Source organism: Wolbachia endosymbiont of Anurida maritima (genome assembly GCF_042182995.1).
GTDB lineage: Bacteria > Pseudomonadota > Alphaproteobacteria > Rickettsiales > Anaplasmataceae > Wolbachia.
The window spans coordinates 495333-517222 of the sequence record NZ_CP102058.1; the positions used below are offsets into that span (position 1 = coordinate 495333).

Sequence of the window (21890 nt, forward strand, 5' to 3'; positions counted from 1 at the left end):
CTAATATAATTATCACGAGCATTGGTTGAATTTTTATTAAGGAGGTTGTGTTGTTACTCAAATGGCAACTTTTAGTTGGCACCTAATTTCAAATATCTATCACTCATAGTAAACACTTCTGGATCTTGAGAAGTTAGTTTGAGTATGGCGAGTATGTTGATAAACAACAAAGCGGCGATCGAAATATCAGCAACATCCCATAGCAATTGAACTTTACCTATCGCACCAAGCGGAATAATCAAGGTAAAAATTACAATCCAGATTTTAGTGTATTTATTATCCATAGACACATAGCGTATTGTCTGTTTTGAGCAAAAAAACCAAGTAAAAATAGTAGTAAAAGCAAAACAAAACATTATGGCCATAATTAAATAGTCAATATAAGGCCAATTCATTGCCTGTCTAAAAGCAAATATGCACATGTTAGTGCTCTCTAAATCAGTCCTCCAAGAATCTGTGACAAGCAGTACCATTGTTGTAATAAACACTATAAACGCAACTATAAAAGGCGATATTATCGTAATTAGACTCTGCTCAATAATAAATTTATTATTATTTTTCTTAGGAACAATTGAAGAATGTACGATTCCTTCAAGACCAAGCCCTATATCTGTTGCAAAAATACCTCGCAAAGTTCCGACTTGAATAATAGTCAACATTTCTAAAATCAAACCTAAAGATAAACCAGAGTTAAAGCTACTAGTTGTAAAAAAATTGCTTGTTATTAGTTTTAGAGAAGGAAGAATATTTTCACTAAATTTAAATAATATGATACCGCAAAGTATGAGGTAACTTACCGTCATTATCGGTATCATAGCCGATATAAAAATTTTAATTTTTTTAAGCTGAGAGCTGCAACAACAAAAAATATTATGGCCATTACAATGCCACCAACAACTACAGGTACATCTATCATATTAAGTGGTATTGATAGAGAATTTACCTGAACAAGGTTACCAACTGTTATTGAAACCATCATCATGATAACTAGAAAGACAATTGTGGCCTTTCTAGAGTTAAACGCATCAGCCATGTAGGCTACAGGGCCACCTATAAACCGTTCGTTCTTTTCCTTTCTGGTTTTTATACTTAGATAACAAGTGACATATTTTATCACAGAAGTGATAACAATAATTATTGCCATCCATAAAATAGAGCCCGGTCCCCCGGTTTTTAGAGCAACAGCAGTTCCTGAAATATTTCCTACTCCTAAATTTCCCCCTAAAATTGTAAACAGAGCGGCTATAGAAGAAAATTTATTTTCTCCTTTTTTAGCTCCAAGGAGTGAAAGGGCGTATGGTAATCTCAATACCTGTAGCCATTTTAGTTTAATCGATAGGTAAACACCAGCAACTAGCATGAGTAATATTGTTGGCAGTAATAAAACAAACTTTACTATATCCATTTACATACTAAAAGTGAGTGTTTTGATTTAAGTATACATACAAAAGTTGAAAATACCTAACCTATTTTCTATGTATGACTTCGTTTCCGTCATTCTAGCACCCCTTTCTGTCATTCTAGCACCCCTTTCTGTCATCCTAGCACCCCTTTCTTGTCATCCCAGTGCGTGACACTGGGATCTAAATTTTTTATGCGAAACCATTATACTTGTAGGCCCAAGTTCCTCGTATAGTGAACAAAAAAGTAAATGAGATTCCAGTGTCACGCACTGGAATGACACTTACCCCATGAGAACTCTATTTTTCATACCACTCATTTATGAGGTTACTGATATCAGAATCTATAAAATCCTTTAGTGGTTGCCTGGTTTTTATCTCAGCATTTTTAGGGATACACCTATCTTTACATATCGCATACTTTATATGAAAGTTAAGGTCAATATACCCTTGATTTAAAAATATATTCATCTTAAAGGGAAATAATACCATATCCTCATATACGTTACTTACAAACGTCTCTCTCCCTACTTTATCTTTATGCTCCTTTGGAATAGGCCAGTGAATATTTATATCTGATGCATTACCTTTGTAACTAATAGACGTGGGAAGGCCAAAATCTCCAGAATCTTTATAATATATGTGCCATCCTGGTTCTACTGTAACCTTTATTGCACCTTTAAGAGTGAGGCTTGCTTCATTTATCTCGCCAACAAGCAAATCAAATTTTGCAATTTCCTCGTCAGCATATAGTTGAGCGCAAGAAAAAAATAAAAACAATATTAAATATATATATATTTTCATTAAGGTAAATTTCTCCTTTTATAGAGAAAGTGATTTAGATTTTAATTATTATATTTAATAGTATTATATAGATTATTTATTAACATAGCATTATTCTAATATATACAACTGTAATATAAATGGGTGAAAAGAATAAGTCATTGTGGAAAACACATATAGCTAAACTGACTTAGATTTACCAACAATTTGAAAAACCGTCATTCCGCTACTAGTTAGCAGAATCTATGCCGAGATATCGCGGCGGTATGACGTTTTCTTGGGTTAGCTATAGGCAACCACAATATAAAGGAGTGAAACGGATGCGGAGAATAAGACCAGTAGTGCCTTTCTGCACCAAACGTATTACCTTTAACGAATAGTAAAATGTGAGATTTTTTGGAACTACCGTGGAGCAATTGCTCCACGGTTTCACTCTACTTAGAATCCACCCATGCCACTCATTTCTCCTGCGCCCATAGGAGATGAAGCATTTTCTTTGCTTGGTACATCAACTATCATAGATTCAGTAGTAATCAGTACACTCGCAACAGATATCGCTGTTTCAAAAGCAATGCGCACCACTTTTGCTGGATCGATCACACCAGCTGTAAATGCATTAGCATAATTCATAGCCTCAACGTTGTATATAAGCTCTTTATCATTCTGCTTAATCAAATGGTCAATTATAACAGCAGACTCAAGACCAGCATTTTTAACTAACCTTCTAATTGGAGCACTGAGAACTTTCTTGATAATGTTTATGCCTATTTGCTCTTCGTCACTTGCACCTTTTAATTTGTCGAGAACAGATGAAGCATAAAGAAGTGCAACTCCACCACCTGGAACTATGCCTTCTTCAATTGCAGCTCTTGTTGCATGCAGCGCATCTTCAACTCTATCTCTACGTTCTTTAACTTCCACTTCAGTTGCTCCACCAACTTTTAGCACAGCAACACCACCTGATAATTTCGCTAAACGTTCTCTTAGCTTTTCTTTATCATAATCAGAAGTTGAAGTTTCAATTTGAGATTTGATCTGCTCGATTCTAGCTTTCACACTGTCAGAATCGCTATTTTCGCTGATAACTGTGGTATTATCTTTAGTAATTTTAACATTTTTAGCAGTACCAAGATCATCAAGTGTCAGATCTTCCATCTTGATTCCAAGTTCATCTTTTATGACGTACTTAGCACCAGTCAAAGGTGCTATGTCTTCGAGCATCTCCTTTCTTCTGTCACCAAAACCTGGAGCTTTTACTGCAGCAACTTTTAAACCACCACGCAATTTATTGATAACTAAAGTGCTTAATGCTTCACCTTCGATATCCTCTGCAATAATAACTAAAGGTTTACCAGATTTAACAACAGCTTCAAGAATAGGAAGTAAAGGTTGAATAATATTTAATTTTTTCTCTGTAATTAATAAATAAGGATTATCAAGCTCCACGATCATTTTTTCATTATTTGTAATAAAATACGGAGAGAGATAACCGCGATCAAATTGCATGCCAGTAGTCAGCTCAACTTCTAACTCTTTTGAACCTTTACTTTCTTCAACAGTTATTACACCCTCTTTTCCAACTTTTTTCACGGAATCAGCAATACTGTTACCTATATCCTTATCACCATTTGCAGAGATTATCGCAACTTGCGCTACTTCATCCATTTTCTCCAGAGAAATTGTACGAGACATTGACGTAATTTCCTTTAATATTACATCTTTTGCCTTCTGTATTCCGTTTTTAATACCAACACGATCGGTTCCAGCAACAATTGACTTTGAAGCTTCCATTATCATATTGCTAGTTAGTATTGAGCACGTTGTTGTACCATCACCAACTTTGTCGTTACATTGAGAACAACTTTGGGCAAAGATGCTTGCTATTGCAGCATTTAGTGGTTTTTCAGGCTTGATACCCTTCATTACCTTATAACCGTCTTTTGTGATTTCCGGTGCACCATAGGGTTTATTAATCCCTACTGTTTTTCCCCTAGGTCCCGCAGTTATTGCCACCGTTGAATCCACTATTGCTGCAACTTCACGAAAAGCTTCTTGCAACTGCTCACCTGATACTACTACATTAGTCATTTTTATCACCCCTTATTAATAAAAAATTTAGAAAACTACAATAAAATCACTTACAATGCACTGTATCGTGCTTTGTTTTAGTTTAGTAAAATAAAGACTGCTACTTAATGACAGCAAGTATATCGGACTCCTTCATCACGATAAGCTTTTCGTCATTATGTTCTATTTCTGTGCCAGCCCATTGACGATAGAACACTTTATCACCAACCTTTACAGTTAAAGCTACGCGTTCACCGTTTGAGTTGCGTGAACCTTCACCAGTTACTATAACTTCACCTTTAGTAGGTTTCTTTTCAGCACTTGATGGAAGCATAATTGCACTTTGCTTTTCCTCGCTAATAGGCTTGATCAGCACGCTATCATCTAATACATTTAAATTTACATTTGACATTTGCTTTTCCTTCCAATAAATTAACCTATAACTTTATATATATACTCGTAAGTTAGATTTCAAGAGCTGGAGTTTGTAAAATATGCACACCATATAAAATATGTACGCCAAAAGCAGTTTCTATAAAGAGCCTAATGTTATATAATAGAATTTAGATTTATTTATAGAGATTTTATGAGTTATATACCATTCTTAAGTCGTGGTGTGATAGTGCTATATGGGCCTGACACTAGAGATTTTCTGCAGGGTATTATAACCAATGATATTAATAAGTTGGATAGCCAAAAAGCCATTTACTCTTTATTACTTAGCCCTCAAGGGAAATATCTATATGATTTTTTTCTTATTGAATATGGTAAATACACCTTCTTGGAATGCGAAAACATACACTTGCAGCAAATAATGGAGAGACTAGATTTACTTAAAACTTATTTGAGGGTGAAAATTAAAGACGTTAGCGCACTGTATAAGGTTGGGGTTTTATTTAATACTAAGTTGGCGGAGTGTAGTAGTAAGTCACAAGTTATTTTTCAAGATCCAAGGCACAAGCTGCTAGGAATGAGGATCATACATAAAGATGAAATGAAAGAGCCGGTTGGGGATTTTACTCAGTATGAAAAAGTTAGAATTCAAAATCTCGTTCCAGATGGAGCGAAAGATATGGTGCAGAATTCATCATTTCCGCTGCAATTTTTAATCAACGGCATAAGCTTTAATAAGGGGTGTTATATAGGTCAGGAAGTCGTAAATCGAATGAGCAGACAAGAAATATTCAGAAGAAAACTTTACCTTGTTGAGGGAGATAACGCACTTCCAGATATTGGCACTAAAATGACAAATGAAAACAATGAGGAAATAGGGGAACTGCGCTCTAGTGTAGACAACATTGGACTTGCATTGCTTAATACTGGAAAGAGTCACGCAAATTTATATGCTGGTGGAGTCAGGTGCGTTAAGACGTTGAAGTCTTAAGGAGAAATGAAAAACTTACTTGACACATTTTGCCAGTTCCCTTATCATGAAACTGAAGCTATTTATTTATCTTCGCAATCTCTGCAGTGGATTAATGACAAAAAAACTTAATGTATTTGGCGTAAATCATGCTTAATTTTTTGCACTATGTGCACCTCATTTAGCTATACAAGCCGAAATGCGCTGTTTAAGACAGTAAAAGACAGACAAGGGAGAGCTTGAATACTAGCTACCCTGGGGTTTTTTTGTCTTTTTTTTCGCTCAGTAAATTTCTTAACGTTTATAATTTAGGTTAGTTGCATTTAAAAGCAGCTAAATTGCAGTATTTAAGACTTAAAAAACGCCAATACTGAAAATAGACAATGACTAGGGCTTCTTTTGCCTTTTTTTTATTTGGTAAATTTCTTAAATATTTTCTTAAATTTTATAGCTAATCAGTACTGGGATGACACCATCATAAAGTGAACCAGTGTCACGCACTGGGATGACAAAAAAGGAGTACTGGGATGACAAGAGGGGCACTGCCCTCTTGGATGGAAACCAGTGTCTGGGCACTGCCGTCATAAAGGAACCAGTGTCAGTTACTTGGATGACGCCTCACCATGTCATCCCAGTGCGTGACACTGGGATCTAGTATCGTTCAGCGGAGTGGCAGAATAAGGTAGACAAGGTGATCTAAAAAGATAATCATAGAGTAAAAATGTGGTAAACCTTTTAGAGCATGTCTTCAAACTCAAGAATGAGCTAATTTGTGAAGCATAATAGTGATCATATTAAAAAAGATGTTATTTTTTGAAGTGAGAGGAGAATGCTCATAATCCTTACTCATACGTCTAAAATTGGAGAGCCAAGCAAAGGTTCTCTCAACAATCCAACGTTTAGGAATAACCTGAAATCCTGTATCAACTACTTTCTTGGTAATCGTCAACAAACATCCAGTTTCCAATAAACAGCGGTTTTGCAATTTACCTGTATATCCTTGATCAGCAAAAAACTTACGTAATGTTGGAGCTTTGCATTTGGCTTGAACAAAAAGATTTAGTGCACCATCACGATCTTGAATGCTTGCACTGTGTACTTCAGCAGCAATTACAAGACCTAGAGTATCTACAACGATGTGGCGTTTTCTACCCTTTACTTTCTTGCCAGCATCATATCCTCTGGATCCCCTTTTTGAGTGGTTTTTACTGATTGACTGTCAATTATTCCTACTGATGGAGTTTCATTCTTACCAATTATCTTTCTTAGTTTTTTAACTAGAAAATCATGAATTTCTTGCCATATTCCACTTTTTTTAAACGCGAATTACAACTATACACGGTTTTCCATGGTGGAAAATTCTTAGGTAGTTGTCTCCATTGACAGCCTGTTCTCATCACATACCTTATTGCATCGATAATCGTTCTGATACTGTGTTTTCTTGGTCTGCCGGTCTTTTTAGGTTCAAAATATTGCTCTATCATCTTCCATTCTTTGTCACTTATATCGCTTGGGTACATTTAAAATATATCTTATAACACACTTCTTAACTCCTTTCTACTTAGTTTGAAGACATGCTCTCAGAGTTTTTTAATTCCCTTAAATAACATAAAGAAAATGCTTATACACGTTATAGCACAAAGTATTACTCTGCTATTTTTATTATAGCTGTTGCTATAAGTGCTGCTAAATAGGCTATATCTATTATAACTTTACCACTAAACTTAATAACACTGCAATTATCACACACCATAATAAAAAAGTTAACCCCACACCTTAGGTTGCAAAATCCCAAAAAGCAGCCACAATGAAATAAGCAAACATTTACAAATAAAATTTAGTGCAAACAAGGGTGTTGATATCAGCTATTCTCTGCAGAATCGCAATATGGTATGACCATATGCTCTTTATCGATCTGGTTAACATAATTAGTAGAGAGTTTTGTTATGCAAAAGATGTTTACTACAGCATACTGCAATTGTTTGGAATTGCAGGACTGGGTGCTATAGTAAGGCCACTTGGCGCATTCATATTTGGTCACATTGGTGACAGGTATGGAAGGAGAATGGCATTAACAATCGCTATCTTGCTAATATCGATTCCGTCTAGTCTCGTTGCGTTTATTCCAAATTATAGTAAAATAGGTATAACTTCTACTATATTGCTTCTTGCAATCCATGTGACACAAGGGATTGCGCTTGGCGCTGAACAAGGAGGCAGTTCTGTTTATCTCATAGAACATTTACCTAATCAGAAAAAACTAGGAATGTTTTTTGGAATAATAAGTTTTGGTCGCTCCATTGGCATCTTGCTCTCTGTGATTGCAGTGATCATCTGCAAAAAAAACACTGACTTTAACACTTGGGGTTGGAGGCTGCCGTTTACTTTTTCATTTGTTTTGGGGTTAATCAGCGCATATAGTGTATACACATTAGGAGAAACTCCAGCATATGAAGAAAATCGAAAACAAAGGAATTTATCTGATTTGCCAATAATAGAGCTTATAAAACGCTACAAGAGAGCCCTGATACTTGCTATTTTAATATCTATACCTGTTAATGTTGCTGTTGGATTTACCATATTTCTTCGAACAATTGCAAAAGAAATAGTGTCGGTTGAGACATATGTAACAACATATGTCAATGAAATTGTGCTCATTATAACCAGTATATTAATGCCGATATTTTCAATAGCGCTTGGAATTTTAGCTGATAAAGTAGGAAGAGAACGCACTGCAATCTTATTTATAGTGATCACAATGGTAATATGTTGTCCTATGTTATCTATTGCATACTACTATAAAAGTTATCTTATAATTATGCTGAGTGTAATGGCTCTTTCTATAATAGAAAGGGGTATAAATCCTATAGGAATAGTTGCTGCTGAACTTTTTCCTACCAATGTTAGATTTAGTGGAGTGAGTTTATCACGTAACATCTCTTATGCGTTACATGGAGGATTTACTCCTATGATATGCACTTGGTTTACTATAACATTTCCTCAAGTAAACTTTGCCGCTGGGCTTTATGTAGTCTTTTGCTTATTGATCAGTGTGGTAGCAATATTGCAAATAAAGCCGCAAGATAAAAAATTTGATTGGTCTTAGAGCATGTCTTCAAACTCAAGAATGAGCTAATTTGTGAAGCATAATAGTGATCATATTAAAAAAGATGTTATTTTTTGAAGTGAGAGGAGAATGCTCATAATCCTTACTCATACGTCTAAAATTGGAGAGCCAAGCAAAGGTTCTCTCAACAATCCAACGTTTAGGAATAACCTGAAATCCTGTATCAACTACTTTCTTGGTAATCGTCAACAAACATCCAGTTTCCAATAAACAGCGGTTTTGCAATTTACCTGTATATCCTTGATCAGCAAAAAACTTACGTAATGTTGGAGCTTTGCATTTGGCTTGAACAAAAAGATTTAGTGCACCATCACGATCTTGAATGCTTGCACTGTGTACTTCAGCAGCAATTACAAGACCTAGAGTATCTACAACGATGTGGCGTTTTCTACCCTTTACTTTCTTGCCAGCATCATATCCTCTGGATCCCCTTTTTGAGTGGTTTTTACTGATTGACTGTCAATTATTCCTACTGATGGAGTTTCATTCTTACCAATTATCTTTCTTAGTTTTTTAACTAGAAAATCATGAATTTCTTGCCATATTCCACTTTTTTTTAAACGCGAATTACAACTATACACGGTTTTCCATGGTGGAAAATTCTTAGGTAGTTGTCTCCATTGACAGCCTGTTCTCATCACATACCTTATTGCATCGATAATCGTTCTGATACTGTGTTTTCTTGGTCTGCCGGTCTTTTTAGGTTCAAAATATTGCTCTATCATCTTCCATTCTTTGTCACTTATATCGCTTGGGTACATTTAAAATATATCTTATAACACACTTCTTAACTCCTTTCTACTTAGTTTGAAGACATGCTCTTAGTTTTCTCTTATGTGATTTGATAGACCGGGAAAGGGTGTCATGCAAGTAGCCCCTTCGGTGTCATCCCAGTGCCCAGAAGTGTCACGCACTACCTTCCGTATAAATATTAAAAAATTTACCAAACGAAAAAAAAGGCAAAAGAAGCCCTGGGGTTATTATCTGCTTTAAAATATTGGCGTTTTTTATGTTTTAAACGCTTGACAAGCGAGATTCAGCCGCTTTTAATTGCAACTAACTTACGCTGCAAATGTTTAAGAAATTTACTAAGCAGAAAAAAAGACAAAGAATCCCCGAGTTAGCTAGTCTTTTACTATCTCTGTCGAGTATTGGCATTTTTTGATGTCTTGTAACGCTTTATAAGCGCGTTCAGCTTATTTAGATAAAAACCTAGATGTAGATGAAGTTTTGTAAAGACATACAGTATCTATATACTGCAAAAAATTGAACATAAGACGCCGATACATTAAGTAATCCTTACCTTTTAATCTGCAGATTGGCGAAAGCAAATACAATAGCTTCAGTTTCATGATAAGGGAGCTGGCGGAGTTTGTCAAGCAAGTTTTTTCGTTTCTAACGGTTGTTGCCAAAAACTATGCAAGAAGTCTTTTAAGATCAATCACTTATCTTCAAAGCTTGAATAAAAGCATTCTGTGGAATATTTACGTTCCCTATAGAATGTAACCTTTTTTTACCTTTCTTTTGCTTTTCAAGTAGTTTCATTCTTCGCGTTACATCCCCACCATAGAGTTTAGCTGTTACATCTTTTCTGTATGGGTTAATCGTTTCTCTGGCAATAATTTTTCCGCCCACTGCCGCTTGAATCGCGATTTTGTATTGCTGACGTGGTATTAGATCCTTCAAGCGTGCACATATTTCACGCCCCCTTTTTTCTGCCCTACTTTTATGAACAATACAAGCCAGTGCATCTACGGGCTCTCCATTAATTAAAAAGCTTAATTTATCTATTTGGCTTTCCTGATAACTGGAAATTTCCCAATCCAAACTTGCATATCCTTTGGAAATTGATTTTAATCGATCATAAAAGTCAAAAACAACTTCAGACAGTGGTAATTTATATCTTAATAATGCTGTTGTTGTGTTACCAATGTAAGATAAATCCTCCTGTTCTCCCCTTCTTTCTTCACATAGAGATAGAATCTCTCCCAAGTATTGGTCAGGGACCATTATGGTTGCGGTAATCCATGGTTCTTCCACAATTTCAATTTTCGTTGGATCTGGCATATCACTTGGGTTATGAATATTCAAAACTTCACCACTTCGTGTTGTAACCCTATATATAACACTCGGTGCAGTTGCTGTTAAGTCTAAATCAAATTCTCTCTCGAGCCTTTCTTGAATAACTTCAAGATGCAACATTCCCAAAAATCCACAACGAAATCCATAGCCTAGTGCATTTGAAGTTTCAGCCTCGAAGGTAAAACTTGCATCATTTAAATGTAACTTTTCTAGAGCTTCCCTTAAATATTTAAAATCATCCGTTTTGTGAGGGAAAATGCTACAAAATACCACAGGATGCACTTCTTTAAATCCAGGAAGTGCTTCACTACAAGGTCTCTTTTCCTCAGTGATAGTGTCCCCTACCTTGCAGTCTGCTACTTCCTTCATTGAAGCAGTTATAAAACCAACTTCACCCGCTGAAAGCTCACTCTTCATAACTTTTTTAGGGGTGAAAATACCGATATTGTCTATCTGATATGTAGCATTATTAGACATCATAACAATTCTCATGCCTTTTTTTAGCACTCCATTTTTAATTCGTACTAAAATTACTACTCCCAAATAAGTGTCATACCAACTATCAACTAAAATTGCTTGCAATGGAGCATTTACATCACCTTGAGGAGCTGGAAGTTTTGCCACTATTGCTTCAAGTACATCTTTTATTCCAAGTCCAGTTTTTGCTGATATTAAAACTGACTCACTTGCGTCAATACCAATTATTTCCTCAACCTGGAGTTTTACCCCTTCTGGATCTGCAGCAGGAAGATCAACTTTATTGAGCACAACTATTATTTCATGGTTGTTGTCAATAGCTTTATATACATTTGCAAGGGTTTGTGCTTCAACGCCCTGGCTACTATCTACTACTAAAAGTGAACCTTCGCACGCTGCTAAGCTTCGACTTACCTCGTAAGAAAAGTCAACGTGACCTGGGGTGTCCATGAGATTTAGGCAATATTGATTACCGTCATTTGCCGTATAATTGAGTTTTACCGTCTGTGCTTTAATTGTAATGCCACGTTCACGCTCTATATCCATTGAATCGAGTATTTGATTGATCATTTCTCTTGCTTCAAGGCCGTTACATTCCTCTATTAAACGGTCAGCAAGCGTTGACTTACCGTGGTCTATATGCGCTATTATTGCGAAATTCCTTATGTTGTTCATTTATGGCCTACTATACTTAATTAGTAAAACTATTTTACATTTTAAGTGTTGTGAGGGCAATTATTTATGTATATAGGAACTTCTTTCTTCTATAAGAAAATAATGCATTAGGCTTTACGACTACTGATGCGTTCCATAACCTGACTAACTAATGATTGGTCAAATTTGCTACTCACTTTACTCGAATCTTCATGCTCCTGCAGATCATTATTCTGTTTGCATCTCTTTACTGCATCAGCAAGACTCAAGTACTCGTCATTAACTTTAATCCTTACATCTTTATTTTTTTCCAAATCTCCATCAGCTGGTTTATCACCCACTATTTTAATACTGCCATCGCTATTAGCACTTAATGTAATGCTACATTCTCTTTCACCTACATACCAATCAACCTTTATTCCATATTGAGCTGTGGTACCTAAATCATAGTACCTTACTCCTTTATCATCTCTGTAGCCTTTTATAACTTCTTTCTGACTACTATTTATTGAGAAACCAGCAATGTTGTTTTCTGTACAGAATTTACTATTTAAAAACTCACTTATTTTAATACTCGTGTTTTTATTATTATTATCTTGTAGTGTAATTGCTGCATAAAGATTACCGCTTTGAGTTTTTGTTATTGATGTTGAATCAATAGCACCATTTTCTATATATTTACCGAATTCTGCATTGGCTTTTTTCTCTAATTCACAGTATTCGTTTTCATTAGCATTGTCGTGATATTCGTTTACATCATCACCTTGACCTTGGTTCGTTGCACTTTGTTGCTGTTGCATTTTTTCTAGCGCTTCTTTCATTTTCTTCTGAAGTGATGTAATGTCATTAAGTGATATATTTTTATCACTATCAATAATTGGTTTACACAAATCGTCATTATAAAGTAGCCCCAAAACCTCTACCACTGCGCTTAAGTTTTCATAAGCTGTTTTAATATTATACTTGTCACTCAAAGACTCACTATTGCTTAAAGAATGTCTAAAGCTATCCCAACAATCACTTTGAATAATTTCATATACTCCTTTAAGCCTTTTGTAGATATCCTTAAGCTCTTTTATTATTTCTTCTTTTTGATCGTCACCCTTTCTAATTAGCTCCAGACTTTCTTTAATATCTTCAACTAGATTACCATACATAGGCAATTTTATTATCGACTTGTTCTGTATTGATTGCCCTATTTTTTTCTCAATATCTTGAAGTTTTGTCAAAATCATACACTTTCCCTCACAAAATTATCTAATATTATATACATAAACATTAGGAAATTTTCAACATATTTATGCATCTTCTATTACTCCTTCAACATAGACGACACTTTTTTCGAGCAGGAAATCACTTTATTAACCATATAGTTTTCATGATTATTATCTATTTTAGGCAACTCATACAGATAATTTACCATCATTCCAGCCGACTGACTAATACCTTTTTCAGAAGTATCCGCCATCCAGTTTAATTGTTTTATCGATGCACCATTGCTTAAATGGAAATGCGCCACCGGGTCATAAGCATTTCCATTACTATTATTCACTTTTAGTAAATAATATGCACATAGTTTAAGCATGCATTGTTTAGTTTCATTTGTACATTCAATGTTAGTTTTTAATTGCTCTGCACTTTCTAAAATTTCTGCACTAGATTGTTTTATATTTAGTTTGCCCAATAAAGTGACATCTTGGTTTTTCAGCCATTTCGTAAAGCCAGGTATTGGAGAAAGAGTTGCGTATGTTTTTATACTTTTAAACTCCTGTGATAGCTTTTCTACAACCCTTTTGATCAAAAAATTACCAAGGCTGATTCCAGATAACCCTGCTTGAGTATTTGATATTGAATAGAATATAGCAGTGCTCGCACTACTTGGATCATTTGAAGGTACCGACTCATCTAAAAGGTGTTGAATGCTATCTGCAATCTTATCCACCAATGCAACCTCTACAAAAATTAGAGGTTCGTTTGGTATCTTGTAATGAAAAAAAGCAAAACAGAGACGATCAGAGTCTAGTCTGTTTTTTAGGTCGCCCCAAGAGGAAATTTTATGCACAGCTTCATATTTTATAAGTTTTTCTAACAATGATGCAGGTGAATCCCAGGTAATTTGACGAAGATCGAGTAGATCAACATCAACCCAAGTATAGAGTATATTTTTCAATTCGTTCTCTAGTGGATTCAAGCTTCTATATTGGTTCTTTAGCTTAAGCACATCAGAACGCATATCAACAATAAACTTGAGGCCTTCTGGTAAAGAAATAAATTGCTTTAATATTTTAGAACGTGATGATTCAAGAATTTTTATTAAATCCTGCTCAAATTTATAGTTTAACTCGGGATCTTTTTTTCTTATACTCTTTAATTTTCTCATCTATTTCCGCCTTGTTAGGATTGAATTTTTCTGCCAGGGTTTGTAGAAATTTTATTTTACCTTTCTCTGATAAGCTTAAGTACAAATTACCAAGAGATACAGCGTTTTTACGTGCTGAAACTTCCCCTCCCTTTGGGTTTAAGCACTCATTCATCTTCAAGACTAAACTATCGATATCGCGACTGTTGCTTAAATCAGGACTGATGTTACCAATCCACGATCTTACAGCATCTGCCACTCCACCTAGTATTTTAAAAAAGCTTCTTACCGCTTTTTTGTCTTCAACTTTCACTACATCAGTTTTTATCAATGATTCTTTCGTCATAGATTCCCTTTATTATACATGGCTAATGCAAGTCAGGGTCATACCGCCGCGGTATCTCTAGATCCCGCTAACAAGCGGCAGGATGACGGTTGTCGGTAAACCCAAGTTATTTTAGCTACATATAGCTTAAGTTAAAGGAAAATTTTAGCTACATAGCAGGCACTATTACTAGATTATTAATAATTCAGTAATACAATTAATTTCAGAATGTTAATGGGGAGCAAGATTATGGCAGAAGCAAAGAAAAATCCAATCGTTACATTAAACGCTCAAGCTAAAGAATTTGACTTCAGTAAATTAAGAGCTGCAGAGGATAATAAAGAAGCAAACTCTGGCAAAACAATGTACTTAGATTTCCACAGGATGAATTTTGTTATTAATGGAAAAGCAATAGATAAAAATTTTATCATTGCGCTGAAAGAAGGAGCGAAAGACTATGAGAGTAAGCTTCTTAGTGAGAATGATATTTATAGTGATTCTCTGGTTGGTGAAAGAGAAATAGATACAGATCAGGGCAGAGTTTTTGTTGATTCAGTGTTAAAAGAGCTTAATCAGAATAGATTACCTAAAATTTGGGAGAACCACTTCAATAATCCTGAAATTACTGATCATCAGAAAACTGATTCATATAGAAAAGAGTTTGAAAGATTTTACAATATAGGAAAGGAGCATAATCACCTACTACCAAAAAAGGGAGATAAAAATCACCGCCCAATTGCAAAAGAAATTTTCAAGGAAATGTTTGGATATGCTGGAGCAGAAGTTCCAAGTGACTCTATTTTAGAAGAGCTAGTGACTAATTGTAATCAAGCAGGGTATGGAGCTGGTATATTTAATGAGTATCACGCTGCGCTCAGCAGTTACAGCTTAACTCCACATGATCCTGAAAAAGCACTAAATATCTACTACATTGACCACAATCACATAAAAATTAAGTCTGATATGGCAATACCTATAACCACATTTGACAATCCAGAAGAAAAAATATGTGATTTATCCAGCTCACTAGAATTCACACTTGAGTCTCAAGATGGTAAAGATGGTGTAACATATAAAGATGGTAAATTATCACTTACTGCTCCTGAAGAGCTAAAAAACTATCAAGAGGGTGAAAAGAGTTTGTTTGACATTATTAAAGAATATTTCCAAAAATTCTGCGAAAAGTTAGGATTTAAGTTCGAAGCGAACACACAAATAGAATATAATTTAAGGAACCCACTGAAAGTAAATAGCCATTTGGAAAATGTAGAACTTCCTGTTCATAGTAATGGGCATGTTCATGGTAGTTAAGAATTATAGTTAACCCGATTAAGGTTTTCCGATATATAGTTTAGTCCTTCCTTTCTTGTCATCCCAGTGTTAGCTACATAACTGTACGAACATTCATTTTTGAAGGTAAACTGCACAGCAAATGGTGTCATCCCAGTCTGGGATCCAGCTAAGTTGGTAAGCATAAAAGTAGCCGTTTTATGCTAAAATACAACGTTTTGATAATTATGGAAATGCTGGATCTAAGTGGTCAAGGCACTGGGATGATATCTCTATGTTTGAGGCAAAACCGGCTATAACATTTCTTCGCAAACAAATGTTTGTACAGTTGTGCGTCACGCGCTGAAATGACATGGCGGGCAAGTACAATAGAACGATATTGTTGTTGTGTACTGCAGTGCAGCACATGATCATGGTGCAGGTTTTGCATCGTAGTAACATTTTTGAATAATTGATATTATACTAATTACTAACCCGGCAATATTGCTAAGCATCACAAAAATTGAGCCCTGACAAACACCATATCCAATCCAAGATAATGAACAAAAGTGATCTATTTATTACTGAAGTGTTTATAGCAAGCGATATTACTGAATTATTAATAATTCATAGTATAATTGATTTGGTTTTTGATTAAAATATCAATGGAGGTAATGCTATGACAAAAACAAGTCCAGTAGTTGCATTGAAGGCTAGAGCTAAAGAGTTTGATTTTAGTAAATTAAGAGGTGACAAAAACTCTATTTTTGTTAATTCTGGTCAGGAAACATATACAGACCTTAAGAGAATAAATTTTGTCATTAATGGAAAAAAATAGATCAAGCTTTTCTTACTGCATTTGAAAAGGGAACAGCTGATGGTGCGTTACATGAACGTGCTATTAATATGATTCTTCAGAATGATATTGACAAACCTTTGGGCGATTATATAACAAAAGCAAAAGAAGAAAAAGAAACAGATCAGCCATTTGACATGTCGTTGTGGAATGCTTGGTTTGATTCACCAAGATCGGACGAATTTAACAAGACTTGGGAGAGTTACTGTTCGGATGAATTTGACAAGATTTGGCAAGACCACTTTGATGACATCTACAGTGTTACTGATGATCAGAGAACTGATGCATATAAAGAAACTCTTAGAAAGCTCTATGATGCAGGCCAAAAATGTGGTTTCTCATTACCAGAAAAAGGAGATGTGGATAAGGAGTACCGTCCATTCGTAAAAGGAGCTCTTAAGGAAATGTTTAGATATGCTGGGGCGGAAACCCATAAGTGTTGAAAGTATCAAAAATAACGTGATATGAGATGATCAACGGCATGTAAATTACCTCCCGACAGTAAAACAATCGAACGTATAAAAGAGTCATTTAGATCCAATGTGAATTGCAGTAATGCTATTTTGAACCCATGTAGATTATTTTTGATTTTATAAACAAGAAATAACAAAGCCGTAATAATAATCATGTAAATATACACCTTCATGCCATTCATAGTATGGCTTAAAAAGTGCTTATATCCAAGATTTTGCTTTATAAATTTAAAGAACACTTCTATATCCCATCTGCGCCTATATAGCTCTGTTACTTCATAAGCTGGCATTTCAAACAAGTTTGTCAAAAACCATATTTCATCTCCAATTTTATTTCTGATTTTTATTAGCCGTAGATCATGCTTTTCTGCCACTTTACCTCGTGCACGATAAAGATTAACTATTATATCTTCTAAAATCTCTGATCCATCCGATTTTTGTTCTCTTATAACTTTGTTCCTGCTTATAACATCATGTTTTCTTCCCACTTTAACTCTTGTGATAAATTTGTACTCCTTTTCATCAAATTCGGCAAAAGTTCCAACTTTTCTGATTCCTCTATCAAATAATAAAATATCCTCTTTTTCAACTTTAGCTTCATTAATTGCTCTCACTAATGCTATATCTTCACTACTTTCTTCTTGTCCTTTACAAAATCTTATACTTGTCGGCAATTGATCCTTTAATCCTACACTCACTTTAACTTGACTGTCGTTACTTTTACCGCCTATTTTTAGCCCATCTTTTATGAGATATCCCGATAAATTTATGATCGTCGAATCAAACTTATGTAAGTTATTTGATGTTTTTTGGGGTAATAGCTTTTTAATCTTGCTCATCAAATCAATATATACTCCCTTAAAATATTCTGGATTTATAACTTTTAACCTTTTTGACAAACCACTGTATGTTACTGTACTTTTATCGCTATTCTTATCCATTATACACCTGTTTATTACCATTTCTAGCGCTCTTAGGCTTGTTTTTTGCCCCATTAATATTAACTTCATTAGACCTTTAAATATAATCTTGCCCAACAATTTAGTATTACATTTATCTACTTCACTTAATTTTCCTAGCCTTTCTAAATCCTCATCTTTTATTAAATTTAGTACTCTTTCTATTTGATCCATTATTGCCTCCATTTTCTTGCAATAATAGTTCTTTATGTCTTTTTTGTGTTACTTTCAACACTTATGGGCGGAAACCCCAAATGATTCTATTTTAGAAGAATTAGCCATTAATTGTAATAACAGGTGGTATGATAATATGTACTCACCATTTATATCTAGTTCTTTTGATGAAGGAAAATTGTTTTTGGATAATGATCTTGACATTGACAAAGTAATACAAATCAACTGCAGCGATTCAAATTCTGTGAAAGTTGAGTGTGAAACTCCAACAGTGGAAGTAACTTATTCCGCAAAAAAAATATGTGATATATCGAGTTCACTAAAATTCACGCTTGAGTCTCAAGATAGCACAGATGGTATAGTATATAAAGATGGCACATTATCACTCACTGTTCCTAAGGAGCTGAAAAACTATAAAGAAGGGGGTAAAAACTTATTTGACATTATAAAAGAATATTTTCAAAAATTCTGCGAAAAATTAGGGTTCAAGTCTGAAACAAAAATAGAGCATAGCTTAGGAAGTCAATTGAAAGTAGACAATCATGGTCACCTGGAAAATGTGGAACCATCTCCTGTTCATAACAATAACCGCGTTGTTAAATAAAACATGGCAAAAATCCGTTATTTCGCTGAAAAGCATTAAAATGGCGGATTTTTACCTATATACTAATTATTATCCAAACTAATCGTCGGTTGTGCATCTTGCTCAGAGATTAGAGCAACCAACAAATTATTTATCAATTGAACCTTTTGCTTGCCATCTAATTGTAAACTTTTATTTTTTTCAAAATGAGCTATTACTTCCTCGACAATTCCTATTGCATTTTGCACTATATGCTTTCTTGCCGAAGTGATAGCATGTGCTTGTTGACGCCTTAACATTGCTTGTGCAATTTCAGATGAATATGCCAGATGCGATATTCTCGCTTCTGTAATCTCAATTCCCGCAATATCTAATCTTTGTTGTAACATTGACCGCAATTCATCTGAAATTTTATCAGAATTTTTACGTAAAGATTCCTCATCGCTCTCGCTGTCATACGGATAATTGCTTGCTAATTCTCTTATTACTGAATCACTTTGCACAAAAACAAATTCATGATAGTTATTAACACTATAATGTGCCTTTGCCGGGCTGCTCACTCTCCAAACAATTACTGCAGAAATCTCTATTGGACTTCCGTTTGCATCATTCACTTTTATTTTTTCTGTGTTGATATTTTGAAATTTTAGAGAAATGACGTGTTTGTTTGCAAATGGGATTGTGATAAACATTCCGGATTTAAAATAAGTTCCAATATAATGACCAAGAAATTCTATCACTCTTGCTTCATTTGGCTCGTTGATAAAGCAACATATAGACATTATAAATATTAAAGCAATAAAAATAACTGCCGGAACTGTAAACTTGGGAAATATTAAAGAATCTAAAATTATGGAAAAATCTAAAATTATTGAAGATGAAAATATAATTAATCCCAATATCAAGAAAGGAAACAAACTTAATTGACTTAATCTTTTATCTTGTACCATAACTATTTTACCTCTAATGCTTTTTATAAGATACTATTGTATAGCATTTATCTGACCATGCAACAATCAAGTTATTTTTATCTAATCCAGCAAATTAGTTAATAGTCTTAAATTTTTCCCTTAATTAAAAGTTTTGTCGTGAACTATTTTATCCACTTCACCCATAAGTAGCTTAAATTCTTTCAGTTCATAGTCAAGTAACTTCACTTCGTTTTTATGCGCTATCGTAAGCGGATCGATGTGTTTGCCGTTATATATAACTTCGTAATGTAAATGGGGTCCTGTTGCAACACCAGTGCTACCAACATAAGCAATGACCTGCCCCTGCTTTACTTTAAAGCCTAACTTTATATCGCCACTAAATCTACTTATATGCGCGTAACAGGTTGAATATTCATTTTTGTGTTTTATTTTGATATAATTTCCATAGCCACCGTTCTTTCCTATATATTCTACTACACCCTCTGCAGCAGCGTATATGGGAGTGCCAAGTTTAGCTGCATAATCCACTCCTTTGTGAAAAACAATTTTACCGCGAATAGGGTGCTTTCTATTGCCAAATTTTGAAGATATACGATAATCTCCATTTAAAGGATTTGCAAAAATTTCGCCATCTTTTAAGCTTATTCCTTCTTTATTAAAATACCTTTCTTTGCCGTCTTGCGATTTATAATGATATAAACTAATAGCTTTCTTGTTTATTGTCAGTGAAGCATATAAAATCTTTTCTTCAGTCTTCTGATTATTAGGCAATCTCTCAAAAAGAACCTCTAATTTACTCTCTGGCACAATGTCTTTTTTAAAATCAACACCAAAATCTTTATATATGTTGATCAATTTTACCACTGTATCTGGCGCCAACCCTTCCGTGGCAAAAAAGGAAGATTTTGTGGTGCTGGATATGAATAATAATCTTCTATCATGTACTAAGTTTCCTACGTTGCTTCCCTCCATCAAAGTAATATCTTTTTTTTTCCTGATTCCTTGNNCTGAAGTGACACTGGAGAGTGGGTCAGGTTGCTTTCTGTCATGCAAGTAGCTGACACTGGAATCCAGTTTTTTAATCGAAAATGTTGTATAGTGTGCTGTTTACAATCAATTTTGCTGGATCCTAGTGTCTGGGCACTGGGATGACAAGAAAAAGAGGCACTGGCTCCATACTGCGCAAGATCTGTTGATGTTTCAGCGGTATATAACGGTAAGATAAAGAGCAGCATAAATACAATCAGCTTCATCATTTAAACAGCATCAACAAAAGTAAAATTACCTTCCACGTACTGTACATCGTCATTATCTTCTAGTTCTTCAACCAATGTAGATAATTTATCAATCAACTCTTTATCGCTAATTTCAATCAGATCTTTTGGCTGCCATGAAAGACGAGCAAGTTCTGGTTCTCCGAATTTTGCATAAAAGGCATCGCGTACTTTACCAAAATCTTTTATTTCACAAGTTATAACGTGTAATCCTTCTTTGTCATTTTCCTCAACGTTCAATACTTCTAATTCGATTCCATGACTGAATAAATCGTCAAAATTCGCACCCTCTGCTTTATAGACAATTAAACCTACATCATCAAAAAGGTAACTAACGCTTCCTGTTTCTCCTAAATTTCCACCTTTGCGAGAAAAAATATAACGCACCTCAGAAGCAGTGCGGTTGCGATTATTAGTCAAAGCATAGACAATGAGTGCAGTGCCAGAAGGCCCATGACCTTCATATTGGATTTCTTCGTAATTTTCTCCAGCAACGTTACCAGTTGCATTTTTTATTGCTGTTTCTATTTTATCTTTTGGTAGATTTTCCTTGCGTGCAGCAAATATAGCAGAGCGAAGGCGCGGGTTGAGTTCGGGATCGGGCAGCCCTTGCTTTGCAGCAACTGTTATTTCTCTAATCAGCTTCGTAAATTTTTGAGAGCGCTTTGCATCTTGAGCGCCTTTCCGATGTTTTATATTTGAAAATTGTGAATGACCAGCCATATTCAAATAG

Annotated in this window: 19 protein-coding genes and 3 pseudogenes; 6 read left to right on the plus strand and 16 right to left on the minus strand. The window is 34.8% G+C overall.

The genetic code is table 11. The annotated features are described in order from the left end of the window. Positions 1–71: 71 nt before the first annotated feature. The 4 genes and pseudogenes from NOX90_RS02780 to NOX90_RS02795 form a co-directional block, all read right to left on the minus strand. Positions 72–1405: pseudogene (locus NOX90_RS02780) on the minus strand (alanine/glycine:cation symporter family protein). A 295-nt stretch (positions 1406–1700) separates the two neighbouring features. Beyond that, complete coding sequence (locus tag NOX90_RS02785; RefSeq protein ID WP_375603748.1) at positions 1701–2204, minus strand: protein-disulfide reductase DsbD domain-containing protein; 504 nt, start codon at positions 2202–2204, stop codon at positions 1701–1703. A gap of 417 nt (positions 2205–2621) precedes the next feature. After that, entirely contained in the window at positions 2622–4271 is a 1650-nt protein-coding gene (gene groL, locus NOX90_RS02790) for a chaperonin GroEL (RefSeq protein WP_375603747.1), read from the minus strand. A gap of 100 nt (positions 4272–4371) precedes the next feature. Next, positions 4372–4662 (minus strand): co-chaperone GroES, encoded by a 291-nt coding sequence (locus NOX90_RS02795; RefSeq protein WP_375603746.1) that lies wholly within the window; start codon positions 4660–4662, stop codon positions 4372–4374. 174 nt (positions 4663–4836) lie between these two features. Between NOX90_RS02795 and NOX90_RS02800 the strand changes: the two genes are divergently transcribed. After that, entirely contained in the window at positions 4837–5634 is a 798-nt protein-coding gene (locus NOX90_RS02800) for a YgfZ/GcvT domain-containing protein (protein WP_375603745.1), read from the plus strand. A gap of 733 nt (positions 5635–6367) precedes the next feature. Here NOX90_RS02800 and NOX90_RS02805 read toward each other — a convergent pair. Next, positions 6368–6826 carry a transposase gene (locus NOX90_RS02805; RefSeq protein ID WP_375604575.1) on the minus strand — a complete coding sequence of 153 codons (459 nt, stop codon included), beginning with the start codon at positions 6824–6826 and terminating at the stop codon, positions 6368–6370. Positions 6827–6890: 64 nt separating this feature from the next. Continuing rightward, positions 6891–7133: a transposase gene (locus NOX90_RS02810; protein WP_375603621.1), complete on the minus strand. Its 243-nt coding sequence runs from the start codon at positions 7131–7133 to the stop codon at positions 6891–6893. Positions 7134–7453: 320 nt separating this feature from the next. Here NOX90_RS02810 and NOX90_RS02815 point away from each other — a divergent pair, with 320 nt between their 5' ends. Further along, positions 7454–8719 (plus strand): MFS transporter, encoded by a 1266-nt coding sequence (locus NOX90_RS02815; protein WP_375604435.1) that lies wholly within the window; start codon positions 7454–7456, stop codon positions 8717–8719. Positions 8720–8734: 15 nt separating this feature from the next. On the opposite strand, the gene NOX90_RS02820 is transcribed toward NOX90_RS02815, so the two are convergent. From NOX90_RS02820 to NOX90_RS02840, 5 genes and pseudogenes are all read right to left on the minus strand, one after another. Then, positions 8735–9193, minus strand: coding sequence for a transposase (locus tag NOX90_RS02820; RefSeq protein WP_375604575.1), 459 nt, complete (start codon positions 9191–9193; stop codon positions 8735–8737). Continuing rightward, on the minus strand, positions 9136–9501 hold the full coding sequence (locus NOX90_RS02825; protein ID WP_375603639.1) for a transposase: 366 nt from the start codon (positions 9499–9501) through the stop codon (positions 9136–9138). Before NOX90_RS02825 ends, NOX90_RS02820 begins: the two co-directional genes overlap by 58 nt. Before the next feature lie 676 nt (positions 9502–10177). After that, entirely contained in the window at positions 10178–11974 is a 1797-nt protein-coding gene (gene lepA / locus NOX90_RS02830; protein WP_375604436.1) for a translation elongation factor 4, read from the minus strand. A 107-nt stretch (positions 11975–12081) separates the two neighbouring features. Continuing rightward, positions 12082–13188, minus strand: coding sequence for a hypothetical protein (locus NOX90_RS02835; protein WP_375604437.1), 1107 nt, complete (start codon positions 13186–13188; stop codon positions 12082–12084). A gap of 77 nt (positions 13189–13265) precedes the next feature. Next, a pseudogene (locus NOX90_RS02840) lies at positions 13266–14658 on the minus strand (malonyl-CoA decarboxylase domain-containing protein). A 228-nt stretch (positions 14659–14886) separates the two neighbouring features. Here NOX90_RS02840 and NOX90_RS02845 point away from each other — a divergent pair. Then, positions 14887–15948, plus strand: a complete 1062-nt coding sequence (locus NOX90_RS02845) for a hypothetical protein (RefSeq protein ID WP_375604438.1) — start codon at positions 14887–14889, stop codon at positions 15946–15948. 389 nt (positions 15949–16337) lie between these two features. Here the strand turns inward: NOX90_RS02845 and NOX90_RS02850 are convergent, their stop codons facing one another. After that, entirely contained in the window at positions 16338–16421 is an 84-nt protein-coding gene (locus tag NOX90_RS02850) for a hypothetical protein (RefSeq protein WP_375604586.1), read from the minus strand. Between the two features lie 164 nt (positions 16422–16585). On the opposite strand from NOX90_RS02850, the gene NOX90_RS02855 reads away from it, so the two are divergent. Together NOX90_RS02855 and NOX90_RS02860 are read left to right on the plus strand one after the other, a co-directional pair. After that, complete coding sequence (locus tag NOX90_RS02855) at positions 16586–16744, plus strand: hypothetical protein (RefSeq protein WP_375604439.1); 159 nt, start codon at positions 16586–16588, stop codon at positions 16742–16744. Positions 16745–16812: 68 nt separating this feature from the next. Further along, positions 16813–17205 (plus strand): hypothetical protein, encoded by a 393-nt coding sequence (locus NOX90_RS02860; protein WP_375604440.1) that lies wholly within the window; start codon positions 16813–16815, stop codon positions 17203–17205. 5 nt (positions 17206–17210) lie between these two features. Here NOX90_RS02860 and NOX90_RS02865 read toward each other — a convergent pair whose 3' ends face one another. Then, positions 17211–18380 carry an IS4 family transposase gene (locus NOX90_RS02865; protein ID WP_253303197.1) on the minus strand — a complete coding sequence of 390 codons (1170 nt, stop codon included), beginning with the start codon at positions 18378–18380 and terminating at the stop codon, positions 17211–17213. 124 nt (positions 18381–18504) lie between these two features. Between NOX90_RS02865 and NOX90_RS02870 the strand changes: the two genes are divergently transcribed. Beyond that, a complete protein-coding gene (locus tag NOX90_RS02870) occupies positions 18505–18972 on the plus strand; it encodes a hypothetical protein (protein ID WP_375604441.1) in 468 nt (155 codons plus the stop codon). 62 nt (positions 18973–19034) lie between these two features. On the opposite strand, the gene NOX90_RS02875 is transcribed toward NOX90_RS02870, so the two are convergent. From NOX90_RS02875 to NOX90_RS02885, 3 genes and pseudogenes are all read right to left on the minus strand, one after another. Further along, entirely contained in the window at positions 19035–19901 is an 867-nt protein-coding gene (locus NOX90_RS02875) for an SPFH domain-containing protein (protein ID WP_375604442.1), read from the minus strand. Positions 19902–20021: 120 nt separating this feature from the next. Beyond that, positions 20022–21080: pseudogene (locus tag NOX90_RS02880) on the minus strand (peptidoglycan DD-metalloendopeptidase family protein); the annotation flags it as partial. A gap of 59 nt (positions 21081–21139) precedes the next feature. Beyond that, on the minus strand, positions 21140–21880 hold the full coding sequence (locus NOX90_RS02885; RefSeq protein WP_375604443.1) for a YebC/PmpR family DNA-binding transcriptional regulator: 741 nt from the start codon (positions 21878–21880) through the stop codon (positions 21140–21142). Positions 21881–21890: the final 10 nt, after the last annotated feature.